Below are 16,835 nucleotides of genomic sequence, written 5' to 3'. Positions count from 1 at the left end.
TAGCGTGGCTGTCCACTTGGTCAGCCTTTGAAGGGTGCCAGCAACATGAAACATACTCATGCAACACCTGACGCGGATGCGATGAAAGTCGCGTCAGGCTGCGTTATGATAACGCCCTCGCTTCTCCCATGATGATCGTTTCGTTACGAGGTTCTCGCCGATGTTCAGCCGCGACATGACAATTGCCGGATTCGATGACGCGCTTTTTGATGCGATGCAAAAAGAAGTTGCACGCCAAGAAGCCCATATCGAACTGATTGCTTCTGAAAACTACGCTAGCCCCCGCGTACTGGAAGCCCAGGGTAGCCAGCTGACCAACAAATACGCCGAAGGCTACCCCGGCAAGCGCTACTATGGCGGCTGTGAATTCGTCGATATCGCCGAAAACCTCGCCATCGACTACGCCAAAGAGTTGTTTGGTGCGACCTACGTTAACGTCCAGCCCCACTCTGGTTCCCAGGCAAACAGCGCGGTGTTCCAAGCGCTGGTAACGCCGGGTGACACCATTTTGGGCATGAGCCTTGATGCGGGTGGTCACCTGACCCACGGTGCCAAGCCTAACTTCTCTGGTAAGCACTACAACGCGATTCAGTATGGCCTGAATGAGCAAGGTCTGATCGACTATGACCAAGTGGCTGCGCTTGCCCGTGAGCACAAGCCGAAAATGATCATCGCCGGTTTCTCAGCTTATTCACAAATTGTCGATTGGGCCAAATTCCGCGAAATTGCCGACGAAGTAGGCGCTTACTTACTGGTCGATATGGCCCACGTCTCTGGCTTGGTCGCGGCGGGTGTTTACCCAAGCCCGCTGCCCCATGCGCACGTGGTCACCTCGACAACCCACAAAACCCTGCGCGGCCCCCGCAGCGGTGTGATTCTGTCGGCGGAAAACAACGCTGACATCGAGAAAAAGCTCCAGTCAGCGGTATTCCCCGGTGGCCAGGGTGGCCCCTTGATGCACGTGATTGCGGCTAAAGCGATCTGCTTCAAAGAAGCCATGGAGCCAGGTTTCAAAACCTACCAGCAGCAGGTCGTTAAAAATGCCCAGGCAATGGCTAAGGTGTTCATCGACCGGGGTTACGACATCGTATCCGGTGGCACCGAAGACCACCTTTTCCTGCTCTCGCTCATCAAGCAGGGTGTGACCGGTAAAGATGCGGACGCCGCCTTAGGCCGTGCCCACATCACGGTGAATAAGAATGCCGTTCCTAACGACCCGCAAAGCCCGTTCGTAACCTCTGGCCTGCGTATCGGCACGCCCGCTGTCACTACCCGTGGTTTCGGTGAAGACGAATGTACCCAACTGGCTGGCTGGATCTGCGACATTCTGGATGTATTGGCGAAAGGTGAAGACACTAGCGGCGTAGAAGCCCAGGTGCTGGATAAAGTCGCTGCCGTCTGTGGTCGCTACCCGGTTTATAAATAACGTAGGTCGTCTATCAGGTGGTTGTGCCTGGTGGCCTTTAAAGAAAAGCGCTAGCCTAATGGGCTAGCGCTTTTTTTAGTTTATGACACCCAAGTTTACATCAGTATCCGTTACATAACTGCTCGCTGATTACCAGCCGCCTTGGCCTTCTAACAAGCTTCGTGTGTTGTTATTGAGGCGTACTCTGAAGTCGGCGCTACCCAGCACCATGGCATCACCCGTCCTAACTACCCGAGCACTGACGTAAAGGTAGTCTTGCCCTTGGGCATAGGTGCCCATCAAGATAGAGCGTGCATCGTGCTGGGCGCTTAACCGCTGTACTTGGCGGGATAAAATTAGCTCGCCTACGCTCTCTTCGATGAACATGCTGTCGCGCATTTTTACTTCGCGTACCTGCATGCCTTCCCGTGCTAAGGCAGAGGCCATAAGCTCAGAGCTAATACGGCCAAACGTTGAGGATTGGCTAAGATTGTCGATGCTGACAAACGTAGCCGCTATCATCGGGCTATAACGTGTTATATCTGGGTTGTTTGCTACCATTTGACTGGCCGCCGCGTGGGCTAGCTCGGAAAGGTCGGGCTCAGGCTCCGCCGGTTGGGTGTTTGTATTGCCAAAGGTGCCGCATCCTGCCAGCGTCAGCGCCATTAACACCAGGGGTAAAAAGCAGGTTTTACGCACTAAAGAGCGACAGTAAACAGTAAAAGATAAAAATGTAGCGTTACTAGAAAACACGGTGTTGCTAGAAGACATAGTGTTACTAGAAGACATAGCGTTACTAGAAGACATAGCGTTACCAGGTGTCAGTGATGGAAACAGTGGGCGTAGTAGGTGCTTGGGGCACGCGATGCGGGGCATAGTGGCGACGATCTCCCCCATTTATGTAATAAATGTTGGAAGATGAGTAAAGAATTCGATCGTCCTCAATTATTTGCGTGGTGACGATGATTTCCTCATTACCCGTATGCGTCCAGCTACCGGTTGTTGTGTCGGCCAGCATGGCGGCAGGAATTAATGCCAGAGCAGGTTCACTCCAGTTGCGGAGTGGAATAGTGGCGACCGCAATGCCGCTGGCAAGGGCTGTGTAAGTGCCAAAGGGCGGACGTATGTAACCGCGATCCCGGTGTTCAACGACTTCTACATCGATCTGAACCGTTGCGCCGCCTGAGCGAGGCTGGGTAGTGACGCTGCCTCCCCTAGAAACCAGTTCACTGGTTAGCAGGGTGCGGAAGCCGCGTTCAAATTCGCCACCGCTGTAGGCGCTGAGGTAGGCATGCTCTTCTGCCGGAATATGCAAATCCCTAAAGCGTACGCGTTCACTGCGTAAGATACCGGCAGCCTCATGCTTGGCCAGTACTTCCCAGTGCTGGGCAGCCTGCATCCGCTGCTGTTCTGTGTAAGGGTACGTCGTTGCAACCGGTGCCTGTGAGGTATTGGCATAAAAGCAACCACTTAGCATTAGGCTTGCGAGCCCGAGGCTAACAGGGCGTAAAAAACGAACGTTAGAGGATGAAATAAAACGAATACGCACCTGATAGTTCCTTCTCGCTACAAAACGGCTTTTGATAGACTAGTTTGCCACGCTTAGCTTATATCGGCCATGAGGTTAAAAACTTGAATGAGTAATTGCTCCCATGCTTGAAGATCACCGCGCTGGGCCGCGTCATGATTCGCTGCTGACTGCTTATTCAGATGATGAGAGCAATAGCGGGTGGATGATTAGCTATATCGATATTATGACGCTCTTAGTGGCGCTTTTTGTGATTATTATTGCCGCCGCCGGGGTCACAAGCCCAACGTGGAAGCCCCAAGAAGCAGAGCCAGAGACCCGTTATAATGTCTTGTCCACGCTCGACATCCCTTTGCCTATAGAGCTTGCCAGCGTGCGTAAGCAGCGTGAGGGGTATTTTTTGCCTCCCACTATCCCCGGTGAGCTAAGCCAGATGGCTATAAGTGCCGCGTTAGGTGTGGCTGGGTTACCCCAGCGCCGTCCAATCGTAAGCGTCCCGCCGTTATTGGCACGGGTGGAGGAGGAACCATCTACCCCTGAAGCGCTCACTTTCGATGTAGTGCTGCCACGACCGCTGCTGCCGACCAGTGAACGTCAGTTGGTGTCGCCGCTGGCTGACTACATGGTGCTGCTGACTGACCGTCCACCTGTCAATGTGCAAGAGGTGGAGGATGAAGCTGTCGATAGCACTTTGGCGCTGGATGAAACGCTGCTAGAGCGTGTTGAAGCATCACCTTACCTACCCAACCTTGAGGGGGTTGAGGTATCACGGGTTGCCGAAGGCATTAGCCTGCGCGTGCAGGATCAGTTGCTGTTCCCATCAGCGGCGGCTGACCTTTCAGAGGGTGGCTCTTCGCTTGTCAGTAGTTTGATGGAAACAATTCAGCGCTACGAGGGCGAGGTGTGGGTAGAAGGGCACTCAGATAGTCAGTCGATTAACACCCCCGAGTTTTCATCCAACTGGGCACTCTCCAGCGCACGCGCTATTGCCATTGTTGAAGCACTTGAAGCGGCAGGCGTAGAACCGCAGCGTTTGCGCGCCGTAGGGCTGGCGGCTACTCGACCACTAGAAGATAACAGCACTGAGGAGGGGCGAGCGCGCAATCGGCGCGTTGAGGTGGTTATTCACGTTGAGTAACTGAGATTGAGTCGTTGCAAGCCGTGTACAACAGTGATGTTTGCAGAAGTCGCGATTGAGAAAACCAACATCGCAAAAAAAAGCCCGCCGGGGGAGGCGGGCATTAAAGGGCTTGGCTCACTGCAGCTCACTGGCATCAGGTGAGGGGGTGTACAAGACTGCCAGTGAGTACAATGTCAGTATAGCTATTTGAGGGGATTTTCCAAGGGTTTGTGCAAATATTTTAGCCCTGTGCTCGTAATGGATGACTCGTTCAGTCCAGGGCGCCCCTGGTCAGCGCTCTGCTTCACTGATTTTTTTGCACTTTTTGGGTGCGTATCCTTTGCTCTTTTTTGGTGCTAAAAATAATCACGCGTCATTTATGTTCATATCTCTTTGTTATCGTTAGTCTATTTTTCTTTGGCATATAACCTGCTTGTTTGCTTATCTGTGTATGAAGACGACGTGTTGAGTAAGGTCTTAATACAAAAGTGTACAAACGCTTTTAAGATGGTCAATAGGTGATGCTATGTCTGAACATGCCAACGCTCTTCCAATATCGAAGGCATTGCCCCAACAAGTGGCAGCAAACGCGATTGATCCTGCTTTGCAGCCGCGCTTGGTGGTGACGGATCTTGATGGTTCGTTGCTTGATCACCATACCTACGATTTTGCCCCCGCAGCCCCCTGGCTCGCGCGCTTAAAAAAACTTGGCGTGCCGGTTATTCCTGTGACCAGTAAAACCCGGGCTGAGCTGATCCCGCTTCGCGAATCACTTGGCCTCACCGCGACACCTTTTGTTGCCGAAAACGGCGCCGTGATTGGTTTGCCGCCCGGTTGGTGCCATGCCCGTTTAGACCGTCCAGGCAGTGCCCGGGATGGGGTTGTTGTTAAACACACAGGGGTTGATGTGGGGTTTATTCGTGCTCGGCTAAAAATATGGCGCGAACGACTTGGACTTCGGTTTACCCGCATGGGAGAGCTGAACACCCCGCAAATTATGGAGCTCACCGGATTAGATGAGGCACGTGCAAAGGCTGCTCGGCAGCGAGAGGGGAGCGAGCCGCTCATTTGGCACGATGATGAAAAAGCGCTTGAGGCGTTTCGCCTTGCGCTAGCAGGGGATGGCCTTGAGCTGACCCAAGGAGGGCGTTTTTGGCACGTTATGGGGCGCGCCTCGGATAAAGGCAGTGCCGTAGAGTGGCTAATTAAGCGCTTTAGCGCCCTTAGGGGAAGCCCGCCTATTTCATTGGGGTTAGGCGATGGCCCTAACGATATCACCATGCTGGAAGCAGTGGACCAAGCAGTTGTCATCAAGGGGTGTCATGGGCTGGAGATAACGCCACGCAGTGCTGCTTTATACCGTACCGAGGCAACCGGGCCATTAGGTTGGGCTGAGGGGGTAGCCCATTGGTGGGGGCGAGACGACCGCCGTTTAGCGGCGGCGCCAACCTGTCATGCTGCCGTTATGTGAGCATATCTATGTCAACGCGTATGGCTAGTGAGCCAAGGAGACATACTGCATGAGTGATTTCCATCAAAATGGCGTGATTACCGATTTTCACAACTTAACGCGCCGTTCAGTTGACGCACTTGAGCAAGAGCTTTGCCAATTTGCCAAGCGGCGCCCCATGGGGTTGATCTTACCCTCGCTGTTTTCAGAGCTGGAGGGACCAGCGCTTTCTGCCATTGTCGATGAATTAGTTAAAGTGCCCTATCTCAATGAAGTGGTGATTGGTCTGGATCGCGCTGATCGCGACCAATTTTTATATGCCCGAGAGTTTTTTTCTCGCTTACCCCAGCATACTCGTATTTTATGGAACGACGGCCCTCGGTTAAAGGCGCTGGATGCCGAGTTGGAAAGCCATGGGCTAGGTGCGCTGGAGCCGGGTAAAGGGCGCAATGTATGGTACTGCGCAGGCTATATTCTCTCGTCTGGGCGTTCATCGGTGGTCGGTTTACATGACTGCGATATTCTCACCTACGAGCGTGGGTTATTGGCCCGCCTTATGTACCCCGTGGCTCATCCCCGGTTCAACTATAGTTTTTGTAAAGGCTATTACCCCCGCATTGCGGAGGGGAAGTTGAACGGACGTGTGTCACGGCTGATGGTAACGCCGCTCATACGCGCCCTTAAAACGGTGTGTGGGCCACTTCCCTACTTGGATTATTTGGATAGCTTTCGTTATCCGCTTTCCGGTGAGTTTGCGATGCGCAGTGAGGTACTGGAAGGCATACGTATACCGGCAGATTGGGGGCTGGAAATTGGTGTGCTTTCCGAGTTACAGCGCAACTACGCGCCAAGGCAGCTGTGCCAGGTCGATATTGCCGATGCCTATGATCACAAGCACCAGCCAGTGAGTGAAGACGACCCTAATGGTGGCCTGAATCGTATGAGCCTGGATATTGCCAAGGCGCTGTATCGCAAGCTCGCTACCCAAGGCGTGAGCTTTAGCAGCGAGGATTTCCGTACGCTAAAAGCGACCTATTACCGCTATGCCTTAGACCTTATTGAAGCTTACGACCACGATGCCACCATGAACGGGCTCAGCTTGGACCGCCATTGCGAAGAGCAGGCAGTAGAGCTGTTTGCCAGCAACCTTTTAGAAGCAGGTAACCTGTTTTTGGATAACCCACGCGAGCGTCCGTTTATCCCCAGCTGGAACCGAGTTCAAGCCGCTGTGCCCGATTTGCTGGCCCGCATGCATGACGCGGTGGAGCTAGATAACCAAGGAAAGGTGTAGCCCAATCGCTTTTTTGAACCCTGCTCCTGGCAGGGTTTTTTTATGCTTGTCTTTGTCTCGTGCCTTAAATGCTGCCAATACTGGCTTGGTTGAATGCTGTATCGGTTTAATAATCTCTTTAATAAATGGCTTTAAATTCCATAAGGGTATAAACATATAACCATATATGGTTTATAGTGGGTGCATAGTAACGCTAAAAGCCACCTAGTGGAGGCACTGTATGCAACGCCCAATCGTCACCCCTTTTTTCGATGAGCCCACCAATACGTTTAGCTACGTGGTGCAAGACCCCGATAGCCATGCCTGCGCTATTGTCGATTCAGTACTGGATTTTGATTATGCCGCTGGGCAAACGGATGTGCGCTCCGCTAATGCAATTATTAGCTTTATTCGTGATAACGACTTAACCGTGGAATGGATTCTGGAAACCCACGTACATGCAGACCATCTTTCCGCGGCGCCTTATTTACATCAGCAGCTAGGCGGCAAAACCGGTATTGGCGCCCATATCGTCGACGTACAGGAAATTTTTGGTAAGGCGTTTAATGCGGGAACCGAATTTGCTCGGGATGGCAGCCAGTTTGATGCGCTGTTCAATGAAGATGACACTTTTACGATTGGTAAACTGCAAGGGCGTGTAGTGCACACCCCTGGGCATACGCCTGCTTGTCTAACGTATGTCGTCGGCGATGCTGCCTTTGTGGGCGATACGCTTTTTATGCCGGATTACGGCACCGCGCGGTGTGACTTTCCTGGTGGAGATGCCCGCACGTTATACCGTTCAATACAAAAAGTGCTGGCCCTACCAGAGCAAACGCGGCTGTTTTTGTGTCACGACTATAAAGCCCCAGGGCGTGAGACTTACCAACATGAAACCAGCGTGGCGGAGCAGCGCACCGCTAACGTCCACGTGCACGAAGGTATTAGCGAAGATGAGTTTGTGAAAATGCGCTCCGAGCGCGACGCCACGCTGGGCATGCCAAAGCTAATTATACCGTCGGTGCAGGTCAATATGCGGGCCGGGGAGATGCCTCCCGCTGAAGATAATGGACAAGTGTATCTAAAAGTACCGATTAATCGTTTTTAGCCGATTTTTATCTAAATTAAGGAGCACCGTATGAAAACTAACGTAGGTGGTATCGATAAAGTAGCGCGCATTGTGGTGGGGGCGGTGCTGATTGGGTTGGCGTTGACCGGAACAATAGGTGCCTGGGGGTGGGTAGGGATTGTGCCTTTGGCAACCGGCCTTTTTAACTTTTGCCCGCTTTACCCGCTGCTGGGTATTTCAACGTGTAAAACCAAGCGTTAAAACGATCACTAGCCTCGTACGCTAGTTGAGTAAACAACGTTACAAGCACTTTTCAGGAGCACACCGTGGACTGGATAGCGAGTCTGCAAGGATTGGTGGGGGGCGTATTGATCGGGCTCTCTGCTGTGTGGCTAATGGGGTCACTTGGGCGCATTGCTGGCATTAGCGGCATTGTTGGCACGTTAATTACTCAGCGCCCCAAGGGGGATAGCGCCTGGCGGCTAGCATTTCTGGCGGGGGTGGTAAGTGGCCCGTTAGTCGTGATGGCATTAGGCGGTGGGTTGGGCAATGTGGCGGATGCCCCCGGTGCGGTCATTGGCGAGCCAGCGGGCGGTATACTGTTAATGCTGCTGGCTGGGCTGTTAGTAGGGCTAGGAACCGGCATTGGCAGCGGCTGTACCAGCGGGCACGGCGTATGCGGTTTAGCGCGCTTGGCGCCGCGCTCGATGGCGGCGACGGCAATGTTTCTAGTCGCCGCTATTGTGACCGTGTACGTGGTACGCCACGTGTTAGGAGGCAGTGCATGAGCCGTCTTAGTCATTCAAACACGCTTAAAACAGCGGCTGGCTATCTGGCAGGCCTGCTGTTTGGTCTTGGGCTGGCGGTTTCGGGAATGACCGACCCAGCACGGGTATTGGGCTTTTTGGACATCGCGGGCGCCTGGGACCCTACCCTAATGTTTGTGTTAGGCGGTGCGGTAGTCACGACTTTCATCGGCTATCGGCTTGTTTATGCCCGAGGAACTCCGCTGTTTGGTAGCGGCTTCCAGCTACCTAGTAAGCAGGATTTAGACGCTAAGCTGTTAGGCGGCGCGGCGCTATTTGGTATTGGTTGGGGGCTTTCTGGCTACTGCCCTGGTCCGGCTATTGCCTCTGTTGGTGGCTTATCGTTACCGCTGTTAGCCATGTTAGTGGCGATGGTGGTGGGATGGTTCTTGGCTAAACGAGTTTAGCGCACTGCTTTAACTTACCCCAGCTTACCCCGCTTGCTTGATGACGACTATCACCCTTGCTGAGATCAGCAGGGGTGTTTTTGTTGATAGGGAGAGATTGATAGAGGCGAGATGGAGAGAGGCGAGATGGAGAGAGGGAGCTAATTGGACGATGGACATTGCTTGGATGCTTAACGCTAGGTTAATGCGCGTTTGCCATGCTGGACAGACTATAGAAGGAAACCGCTATGCACGTCTTACTCATTGAAGATGACCCGCTGGTGGCCTCGGGGATTCGCTCAGGCTTGATGATGTACGATTTTGTCGTCGATCACGTCTCCTCAATTAAGGCTGCGCGGCAAGCCATGCAGTCAGTGGCGAGCGATGTGGTGATACTCGACCGCGGGTTGCCTGATGGGGATGGCTTACAACTACTTCAGTCATGGCGTGAGCAAGGAATCGCCACGCCGGTACTGATGCTAACCGCCCGAGACGCGGTTCGTGACCGAGTGGATGGGCTTCAATGCGGTGCTGACGACTATCTGATAAAGCCGTTTGATCTTGATGAGCTGGTAGCGCGCTTACATGCGCTGCTGCGTCGCGTGTCGGGCCGTAGCCAGGGGCTTACGGTGCATGGGGCGCTGACCTTAGACCCAGCGTCACGAGAGGTAAACGTTGCTGGGCACTTAGTGGCGTTGTCACGGCGCGAGCTGGTGCTATTGGAAGCGTTTTTACACGCGCCGCGCAGCGTGCTGTCGGCGGATCAGTTGAAGGATAGCCTGTACGGCTTAAATGACGAAGTAGAGAGTAATGCGCTAAATGTGCATATCCACCATCTTCGCCGCAAGCTCGGCAGCGGGGTGATCGAGACGGTACGTGGCCTAGGGTACCGGCTTGGTAAGCCCGAAGCAGTGCATTTGCCTGGCACACCCTACAAAGGTCAGCAATGAGCTTGCGTGCCCGCCTACTGCTAACGCTAGGCTTAACCCTGGTGGTGTTATGGGGTGTGGCAGCGGCGTGGTTACTAAATGACCTAGAAAAAAAGTTTGTAGAAACCCTTGATCAGCGCTTAGCCCAGTCGGCGCGCATGGTCGCTGGGCTAGTGCTTCAGCTACCCGAAGAGGTATGGGCCCAGAGCGCAACAGCGGCGCTCTCAATTCCCCCGATTGAAGGCTTGGCCTGTCAGGTTCATTCGCCACAAGGCAACATCATTGCTCGCACCCATGCCAACCTTGAAGCGGTACTCTCCCCGGGTGCTAGGGGGCACACCTACCGCCAAGAGGGCGATACCACCTGGCGCGTGTTTACCTATGAGCGTGGTGATTTGGTGATCACCACCGCCGACCGTATGGATGAGCGCGATAAGTTGCTTAGCGATGTCGTTCGCGTGGCCGTGGTGCCTTTTATTGTCGCGCTGATCGGCAGCTTTATCGCCCTGTGGGTGGGGGTATGGCGTGGATTGTTGCCTTTAGCGCGTCTGCGAGCGGCATTGGCTAGCCGCCATCCTGAAGCGTTAGCGCCAGTGTCTACTTATGGCGTGCCTAAAGAGATCAAACCGCTTATTGAGACCCTCAATGGGTTGCTGATCCGCGTGCAGCACACGCTCGTTCGTGAGCAGCGCTTCACGAACGACGCCGCCCATGAACTGCGTACCCCGCTAACGGCGATTAAAACTCACCTGCAAGTCGCCCAGCGTGCCCAAGGGGCCGCGGCTGAAGCGTCGCTGCACCATGCCGAAGCAGGAGTTGTGCGGCTAGCACATACCCTAGATCAGTTACTCACATTGGCCCGGGTGGAAGGACGAATGCGCTTTGACGATGGCGAGCCGAGTCAGGTGGCAGAAATTGTTGAGTATGCGATAGCCGACAGCGTGGCGGCGCCGGGGCAGTGCCTGTCGCCAGAGACGCTTCCCAATGTATGCCTTGCTATGCCCAGAGAACTTGCGATCACAGCGCTGCGAAACTTGCTGGATAACTCGCTGCATCACGGCCCACGTGGCGCTGCGGTCTCCTTGGGTGTGCAGTGCGTGGATGGCCAAGCGACCTTCAGTGTGCATGACCAAGGCCCCGGGGTAGATGAGGCAACGCTGAAGCAGCTCACCCAGCGTTTTTGGCGAGCCAGCAAGCAGCAGGGAAGTGGCTTAGGGCTTGCCATTGTGGAAGCCATTGCTGAGCGCTTTGGCGGCAGTGTGGCGTTTGAAAATGCTGAAGCAGGCGGTTTTAGCGCGCACTTAACGGTGCCTACGGTAACGCTAAACACGCAGAAAGATGGAAGGCGAGACCCTTAATAAAAGAGTGATAACGACCAAGCGATCGGGGGAGACATGAATAAAAAACAGTGGGGCAAGGTGAGTGTGCTGATCAGCGCTTGCCTAGCAGCAGGGGCTGCGTTTGCCGAGGTACAAGAGGGCGATGCGCAGCGTGGCCAGGCCGCAGCGGCAACCTGTACCGCATGCCACCAGGCAAATGGTGGTGGCATGAATATTCCCGGCGGTGAGTCCTGGCCACGTTTGGCAGGATTAGATGCGGGCTATATCGTCAAGCAGCTGCACGATTTTAAAGAGGGGCGCCGACAAAACGCCTCGATGATGCCGTTTGCCAGTATGCTCAGTGACGAGCAGATTGCCGATGTGGCGGCTTACTACAGCCAAATGCCCATTACGCCTGCCCAGGGTGGCGAGAGCGCTAGCGAAGCGGTGCTAGCCCGTGGCCAGCAATTGGCCGAGCGCGGCGATTGGGATGCGTATATCGTGTCGTGTAAAAGTTGCCATGGCCCAGGGGGAAATGGCGCAGGAAGTGATTTTCCAGCTATTACCAGCCAGCATGCGGGTTACCTCAGTAGTCAGCTGCTTGCTTGGAAAAATGATGAGCGCAGCAACGACCCGCAAAACTTAATGGGCGCCATTGCCAAGCGCATGAGCGAGGAGGATATCCAGGCCGTATCCGCATGGTACGCCACGCAAACGGTCAGTGAGCAACCGGTTAATTCAGCAGGGGAGGCAGCGCAATGATGTTTCATAAAAAGCGTCTCGTGTTAGCGCTAGTCGGTAGTTCGTTAGCGACAGGGTTAGTCATTAACGCCTTTGCTGATAGTGGTGCCACCCAGGCAGATGAAGCGCCTTACCAAGGTTTGGTTGAGCTTGGCTTTCCAGCCCCTCAAGAAGGGGAGCTTGTGCATGTGCCGCCTACCATGGAAGACCTTGACGCGGCAGATATTCACCCCGAGCTGAAAAAAGTCATTCGCTACGGCTACGAGCTATTTACCGATACCCAGCAGCTGCGTGATGAGTATGTTTATAACGACATGAACTGCTCTAGCTGCCACTTAGGTGAGGGTCGCCAGCCATTTAGTGCCCCCGTGTGGGCCGCAGCCATCACCTTGCCGGATTTTCGAGGTAAAAATCAGCACGTCAACAACCTTGAAGAGCGTATTGCAGGCTGCTTTGCTTACTCGATGAATGGCACACCGCCTGAATACGGTAGTGATGAGATGCTGGCCCTAAGTGCTTACCACCAGTGGTTAGCGAAAGGGGCGCCCATGTACCCCAGCCAGCCAATTTATGGGCGCGGTTTCCCTGCGCCGGATGAGCCGGAACAGGAGCCCAATTACGCCCGGGGCGAAGCGGCCTATCAGGAGCAGTGTGCCATTTGCCACCGCGACGATGGTTCGGGGCATTATGAGAACGGTGAGTACGTATTCCCCGCGCCGTGGGGCGATGGCTCGAACAACTGGGGCGCAGGCTTGGTGCGGGTCGATACGGCCGCAGGCTTTATCTACAACAATATGCCGCTTGGGCAGCCTCGCTCGCTTAATGAGCAAGACGCATGGGACATCGCGTACTACATGAGCAGCCAAGAGCGGCCCCAAGACCCGCGCTATACGGGCGATGTGGCCGAAACATTAGAGCGCTTTGGCCCCACCTTCCATAATCGCTCGCTCTATGGGCAAACCCGCGAGCACGACGGCCATGTACTGGGCGATCACGCGAATATGGGTGAGAAAGGCAACATTATCCCTTGGAATGTAGGTATGCCTCGCTTTGAGCAGCTTTCTGAGGAGTAAACCGTCAAGCACAGTGATAATCCTAGTAACATGCATCGTAAGTAGGGGCAGCCAAGTGGTTGCCCCTACTTGTTCATCTGTTAGGGTGCTTCGCTGCCCATCATCTCAATCAGGCGTTCTTCGCTAGGCATTCCTTGAATGCGGTCAATACGAATGCTGCCGCTCTCTGTTTCGCGCTGAAAAGCGCTGGTAGGCGTGGCGTACAAGCCTAGCTCTTCAAACAGCTGATTATTGGCATAGACCTGTTCTTCAATATCTCGCGGCTGAGCGCTGGCGCTGACGCGCGTACCTTTACTGTGCGCATTAAGCGCGGCGCTGGGGTCGTCTGCGCCTAGCATTGTGGCCGCTAATGCAGGGCTGTTGGTGGCTAAAATGCCGACCATAATATGGCGCAGTTGGACTTTACCTGCCTCTACCCACGGGCGTGCTTGCTCCCAAAGCTGATGGCAGTATGGGCAGTTGGCATCTGTAAACGTGTAAATAATGCGTGGTGCTGCGGTGTCGCCATCCTGTATCCAGTGGCTCTCTTCCAGCAGTTGCCACGTTTCAGCTTCCAAAGGAACACGGACGTGCTCATCAAGCTGTGCTTCGGTGAGGTCGTTACCGTCGCTATCCATTAACGTACCCACAATCGCGTGCTCACCATCGGGTGTTAAGTAGATCGCCATGTCCTGGCCCTGTACGCTGGCGCCATAGCCTCGTATTCCGCCGGGTGCCTCGAACTGACCGTGAATCGTTAACCCCTGATTGCTCAACGCCTGAACCGGCGCGGGAAGGTCTTCGGCATAGCTTAGCGGGGCAGCGCCAAGACCCGCTAACATCACAAAGCGGCCTAGGGAGGGAAGCCTTAAATGGGAAAGAGTAAAACGTTGCATAACCGTATCCTTAATTAATGTTCAGCATCGTGGCGCTGAAAAACGCTATCTTAAACGCTCTAACCCTTGTTCTAGGGTGGCGCGGGAAAGCTCACCGAAGTGGGTGTTCACCAGTTGGCCTTCGGCATTGTAGTAAAGCGTGGTGGGCATGGCATTGGCGCCAGTAGCTTGACCCAGAGCATTGGCTGGATCTTGCCAAACATTTTCCAACGAAAACGCATATTGGTTCATAAATGACGCTATTTGCTGGGCGCTTTCCCCTTGGTTTACGAACACAAAGGTAATGTCCTGTTCAGCTTGTTGGGCTTGCTCAAACACGGGCATTTCACGGATACAGGGAGGGCACCAACTTGCCCAGAGATTCACCACCATTGGCTGCTGTTCTTGCTGTGCAAAGTGGGGAAGACTGGTCGTGATGCCTTCCTGAGTGGTTAAAGCAATGTCAGGTAAAGGACGGGACTGCTGCTCAATCAGGGTCGACCCTCCGGCAATTAGGCCCCAGGTGAGACCGCCCACCATTAACGCGCCGCTAAGCGGGATGCGTTGACGGGGGGAGCGCCACAGCGCCCAGCCCGCGTAGCCTAGCGCAGCAACGAGCCCTCCCAAAATATCAAAGCCACCGTCGCGAATGTCCAGGCGGGCTAGAAGACTGTCGTACTCTCCCCAATAGCGAATAACAAAAACGCCCCGTGCGGCAATAATCGCGACAAACAGCACGGTAAATAGCGTATCGCTCACTGCGACGCGGTGTCGCTGGCCGATGAGTGCCCCCGCCAGAAGCGCGAGCAAAAAGGCTAACCCAATGACGAGTTGATGAAGGCTAAACCCCATAGGGCCAATCGCAATGCTTTGCTGCAGCATAATTAACTACAATCCTTAGTAATGATCCGTGCCACAGTGTGTCACTGCGTGATTATTTGGCGATTATGTTTTTCTGCACTGAGACGTTATGCCGCAATGCAAGCTTGAAGATTTCTATCCAAGTGCTGGTTTTGTTTTATCAATTGGCCTTGGTCAGTTAATAGCCACCAGCCAGCGTACCGCATAAGGGGATAAAGCGGCTTTTTCCTCTCCTTGGCTATTGGGATTCAAGTCTTGCCAATCATGTAGGCTGAGCGCTTGGTTAACCGCTTCACCCGCGCGCTCTAGTGGAAGCTGTGTGTCGGTAACATTGAAGAGTGCTAGCAAACGACGGCCGTCGCTAAGCGGGCCACGCTCAACCACTAATAAGTCAGGCGGGCTTGGCAGTACACGCTGAGCAGCATGCGGATGGAAGCAGGGCTCGCTGCGGCGCAGTTCCAGCAAGTGGTTAAGCGTATTGAAAACTTTATGGGTGGGTGTAGAGGGGTTTTCAAGCAGCAGTGCCAGCTCATCACGCTTCCAGCGCCGCCGATTAATTGAGCGAAGACGCCCGCTGCGTTCCACGCCTTCTACGTCATTCAGTGTGCCGGTCAGCGTATGCAGGTAGAGCGCGGGAATGCCCTGTAGGCTCAGCATAATGGCTTGGCTGCATATGAAACGGGCAATTTGCCATGGGTCTGGCCCCCGCCGCGTGCCACGCATGGCTTCAAACCAAGTAATGTTAATTTCATAGGGGGTATCGCTGCCGTCGGGGTTGCTGCGCATGCTGACGAAGCCGCCAAAGCGGTGCATTAGTTCTAATAGGGCATCCCGCTCATGGTCAGGCAGCAGACCTTCCAGCGGGCGTACGCCAATACCGTCATGGCTGGCAGTAAAGTTTAAGTAGGTGCACTGCTTGGGCAGCACTGGCAGGTTGGCGAGCCAGTGTTGGAGAGTGGATGCTTCACCTCGGGTTAATGTGTGCAACAGCAGTGGCGGCAGGGCGAACTGATACACCATATGGGCTTCGTCGGGTGCCCCCTCGGGCAAACGCTCTAAGCCAAAATAGCTGATATTTTCTGCATGAGGCACGTTGGTTTCGGTAATCAGCAGGGTGCCGGGGGCTATTTCGTCCACAATGGCTCGCAACAGGCGCACTACCGTATGGGTTTCCGGTAGGTGAATGCAGGACGTGCCCAGACGCTTCCATAAAAACGCCACTGCATCTAAGCGAATAATGCGCACGCCTTGCTGAAGATAAAAAAGCAGGATACCGACAAACTCGAGTAATACATCGGGATTCTCAAAATTTAAGTCGATTTGATCTTCCGAGAAGGTTGCCCACAGGTGGCGGGTTCCCCGCCGCGTAGAAACGGGCACTAAAAGCGGGCTGCTGCGTGGACGTGTCACTTGGGTAACGTCGGTTTCCGGGTCTACTTCAATAAAGTAGTCCCGCCCGGGTAGGCTGCCAGCTAAGTAGTCCACAAACCAGAGCGATTCTCGTGAAACATGGTTAAGCACCAAATCTGCCATCAGGTCATAGTGGCTGGCCAGCTCGCGAATATGTGTCCAGTCGCCCAGCGTTGGCTCTACTTCCCGGTAATGGATCACTGAGAAGCCGTCATCGCTGCTCCAGGGGAAAAAGGGCAGCACGTGCACCCCGCTAATCCGATCGCCCAGATAGCGCTGGAGAAATTCACTTAGCACCGCAAGGGGAGGGGCGTCTTCAGCGACAATTGTGTCGCCGTAACTGATCACCCACTGGTCTTTCTCGCTCCATGTTGGTGCGTCGGGGGCGGCTGTTGCTGTCTGCAGCGCCGCTGGTAGCCTAGGTCGAAAATGCGCAAGATGCTGCTCTAAGCGCCGCTGAACCTCGCCTGCTCGCGGGCCGTAAAGGTGCGTTAAATAGTGATGTACCGTCTGCTCGAAAGGGGTCATGCGGGCGCTCTCCTAAACAACGTGCGACAAACGCTGCAGCTTGTGTGCCAAATCGTTACAATGCTAGGTTAACGCCGCGTTGAATA

17 protein-coding genes are annotated in these 16,835 nt (G+C 54.3%); 12 read left to right on the top strand and 5 right to left on the bottom strand.

Going from position 1 to position 16,835, the window contains the following annotated elements:
• Positions 1 to 160: 160 nt before the first annotated feature.
• Positions 161 to 1,426: a serine hydroxymethyltransferase gene (gene glyA, locus MOY_RS08665; protein WP_009098723.1), complete on the top strand. Its 1,266-nt coding sequence runs from the start codon at positions 161 to 163 to the stop codon at positions 1,424 to 1,426.
• Positions 1,427 to 1,555: 129 nt separating this feature from the next.
• Here the strand turns inward: glyA and MOY_RS08660 are convergent, their stop codons facing one another.
• Together MOY_RS08660 and MOY_RS08655 are read right to left on the bottom strand one after the other, a co-directional pair.
• A complete protein-coding gene (locus tag MOY_RS08660) occupies positions 1,556 to 2,071 on the bottom strand; it encodes a FlgO family outer membrane protein (RefSeq protein ID WP_035540475.1) in 516 nt (171 codons plus the stop codon).
• Positions 2,072 to 2,216: 145 nt separating this feature from the next.
• Positions 2,217 to 2,954, bottom strand: coding sequence for a hypothetical protein (locus MOY_RS08655; RefSeq protein ID WP_009098719.1), 738 nt, complete (start codon positions 2,952 to 2,954; stop codon positions 2,217 to 2,219).
• A gap of 103 nt (positions 2,955 to 3,057) precedes the next feature.
• On the opposite strand from MOY_RS08655, the gene MOY_RS08650 reads away from it, so the two are divergent.
• The 11 genes from MOY_RS08650 (at position 3,058) to MOY_RS08600 (ending at position 13,096) form a co-directional block, all read left to right on the top strand.
• Positions 3,058 to 4,071 carry an OmpA family protein gene (locus tag MOY_RS08650; protein WP_009098716.1) on the top strand — a complete coding sequence of 338 codons (1,014 nt, stop codon included), beginning with the start codon at positions 3,058 to 3,060 and terminating at the stop codon, positions 4,069 to 4,071.
• 508 nt (positions 4,072 to 4,579) lie between these two features.
• Positions 4,580 to 5,524, top strand: a complete 945-nt coding sequence (locus MOY_RS08645) for an HAD-IIB family hydrolase (protein ID WP_009098714.1) — start codon at positions 4,580 to 4,582, stop codon at positions 5,522 to 5,524.
• Positions 5,525 to 5,573: 49 nt separating this feature from the next.
• Positions 5,574 to 6,794, top strand: a complete 1,221-nt coding sequence (locus MOY_RS08640) for a glycosyl transferase (RefSeq protein ID WP_009098713.1) — start codon at positions 5,574 to 5,576, stop codon at positions 6,792 to 6,794.
• Positions 6,795 to 7,014: 220 nt separating this feature from the next.
• A complete protein-coding gene (locus tag MOY_RS08635) occupies positions 7,015 to 7,881 on the top strand; it encodes an MBL fold metallo-hydrolase (protein WP_009098712.1) in 867 nt (288 codons plus the stop codon).
• Positions 7,882 to 7,911: 30 nt separating this feature from the next.
• A complete protein-coding gene (locus MOY_RS08630) occupies positions 7,912 to 8,103 on the top strand; it encodes a YgaP family membrane protein (RefSeq protein ID WP_009098711.1) in 192 nt (63 codons plus the stop codon).
• 65 nt (positions 8,104 to 8,168) lie between these two features.
• Positions 8,169 to 8,630 carry a YeeE/YedE family protein gene (locus MOY_RS08625; RefSeq protein WP_009098709.1) on the top strand — a complete coding sequence of 154 codons (462 nt, stop codon included), beginning with the start codon at positions 8,169 to 8,171 and terminating at the stop codon, positions 8,628 to 8,630.
• Positions 8,627 to 9,055 carry a DUF6691 family protein gene (locus MOY_RS08620; protein ID WP_009098707.1) on the top strand — a complete coding sequence of 143 codons (429 nt, stop codon included), beginning with the start codon at positions 8,627 to 8,629 and terminating at the stop codon, positions 9,053 to 9,055. Before MOY_RS08625 ends, MOY_RS08620 begins: the two co-directional genes overlap by 4 nt.
• A gap of 227 nt (positions 9,056 to 9,282) precedes the next feature.
• A complete protein-coding gene (locus tag MOY_RS08615; RefSeq protein ID WP_009098705.1) occupies positions 9,283 to 9,984 on the top strand; it encodes a response regulator in 702 nt (233 codons plus the stop codon).
• On the top strand, positions 9,981 to 11,321 hold the full coding sequence (locus tag MOY_RS08610; protein WP_009098703.1) for an ATP-binding protein: 1,341 nt from the start codon (positions 9,981 to 9,983) through the stop codon (positions 11,319 to 11,321). Before MOY_RS08615 ends, MOY_RS08610 begins: the two co-directional genes overlap by 4 nt.
• A 36-nt stretch (positions 11,322 to 11,357) precedes the next feature.
• Positions 11,358 to 12,044, top strand: coding sequence for a c-type cytochrome (locus MOY_RS08605; protein WP_009098702.1), 687 nt, complete (start codon positions 11,358 to 11,360; stop codon positions 12,042 to 12,044).
• Positions 12,041 to 13,096, top strand: a complete 1,056-nt coding sequence (locus MOY_RS08600; RefSeq protein ID WP_009098701.1) for a c-type cytochrome — start codon at positions 12,041 to 12,043, stop codon at positions 13,094 to 13,096. The genes MOY_RS08605 and MOY_RS08600 overlap by 4 nt, the downstream gene beginning before the upstream one ends.
• An 80-nt stretch (positions 13,097 to 13,176) precedes the next feature.
• On the opposite strand, the gene dsbG is transcribed toward MOY_RS08600, so the two are convergent.
• The 3 genes from dsbG to MOY_RS08585 all read right to left on the bottom strand — a co-directional run bounded on the left by dsbG (position 13,177) and on the right by MOY_RS08585 (position 16,749).
• Complete coding sequence (dsbG, locus tag MOY_RS08595) at positions 13,177 to 13,971, bottom strand: thiol:disulfide interchange protein DsbG (RefSeq protein ID WP_009098700.1); 795 nt, start codon at positions 13,969 to 13,971, stop codon at positions 13,177 to 13,179.
• Between the two features lie 45 nt (positions 13,972 to 14,016).
• Positions 14,017 to 14,832, bottom strand: a complete 816-nt coding sequence (locus MOY_RS08590) for a TlpA disulfide reductase family protein (RefSeq protein WP_009098699.1) — start codon at positions 14,830 to 14,832, stop codon at positions 14,017 to 14,019.
• 153 nt (positions 14,833 to 14,985) lie between these two features.
• The gene (locus MOY_RS08585) at positions 14,986 to 16,749 is read right to left on the bottom strand and encodes a sugar phosphorylase (RefSeq protein ID WP_009098698.1); all 1,764 of its coding nucleotides are present in this window, start codon (positions 16,747 to 16,749) and stop codon (positions 14,986 to 14,988) included.
• Positions 16,750 to 16,835: the final 86 nt, after the last annotated feature.

The sequence above is a fragment of the Halomonas sp. GFAJ-1 genome, from assembly GCF_000236625.2.
In the GTDB taxonomy this organism is placed as follows: Bacteria; Pseudomonadota; Gammaproteobacteria; order Pseudomonadales; family Halomonadaceae; genus Vreelandella.
This window is presented reverse-complemented; position numbering and strand designations above follow the sequence as displayed.

What these genes read in the sequence shown, in the direction of transcription:
- glyA (WP_009098723.1), top strand. Translation starts at nt 161, where the DNA reads ATGTTCAGCCGCGACATGACAATTGCCGGATTCGATGACGCGCTTTTT.
- MOY_RS08660 (WP_035540475.1), bottom strand. Translation starts at nt 2,071, where the DNA reads ATGGCGCTGACGCTGGCAGGATGCGGCACCTTTGGCAATACAAACACC.
- MOY_RS08650 (WP_009098716.1), top strand. Translation starts at nt 3,058, where the DNA reads ATGCTTGAAGATCACCGCGCTGGGCCGCGTCATGATTCGCTGCTGACT.
- MOY_RS08645 (WP_009098714.1), top strand. Translation starts at nt 4,580, where the DNA reads ATGTCTGAACATGCCAACGCTCTTCCAATATCGAAGGCATTGCCCCAA.
- MOY_RS08640 (WP_009098713.1), top strand. Translation starts at nt 5,574, where the DNA reads ATGAGTGATTTCCATCAAAATGGCGTGATTACCGATTTTCACAACTTA.
- MOY_RS08635 (WP_009098712.1), top strand. Translation starts at nt 7,015, where the DNA reads ATGCAACGCCCAATCGTCACCCCTTTTTTCGATGAGCCCACCAATACG.
- MOY_RS08630 (WP_009098711.1), top strand. Translation starts at nt 7,912, where the DNA reads ATGAAAACTAACGTAGGTGGTATCGATAAAGTAGCGCGCATTGTGGTG.
- MOY_RS08620 (WP_009098707.1), top strand. Translation starts at nt 8,627, where the DNA reads ATGAGCCGTCTTAGTCATTCAAACACGCTTAAAACAGCGGCTGGCTAT.
- MOY_RS08615 (WP_009098705.1), top strand. Translation starts at nt 9,283, where the DNA reads ATGCACGTCTTACTCATTGAAGATGACCCGCTGGTGGCCTCGGGGATT.
- MOY_RS08610 (WP_009098703.1), top strand. Translation starts at nt 9,981, where the DNA reads ATGAGCTTGCGTGCCCGCCTACTGCTAACGCTAGGCTTAACCCTGGTG.
- MOY_RS08605 (WP_009098702.1), top strand. Translation starts at nt 11,358, where the DNA reads ATGAATAAAAAACAGTGGGGCAAGGTGAGTGTGCTGATCAGCGCTTGC.
- MOY_RS08600 (WP_009098701.1), top strand. Translation starts at nt 12,041, where the DNA reads ATGATGTTTCATAAAAAGCGTCTCGTGTTAGCGCTAGTCGGTAGTTCG.
- dsbG (WP_009098700.1), bottom strand. Translation starts at nt 13,971, where the DNA reads ATGCAACGTTTTACTCTTTCCCATTTAAGGCTTCCCTCCCTAGGCCGC.
- MOY_RS08590 (WP_009098699.1), bottom strand. Translation starts at nt 14,832, where the DNA reads ATGCTGCAGCAAAGCATTGCGATTGGCCCTATGGGGTTTAGCCTTCAT.
- MOY_RS08585 (WP_009098698.1), bottom strand. Translation starts at nt 16,749, where the DNA reads ATGACCCCTTTCGAGCAGACGGTACATCACTATTTAACGCACCTTTAC.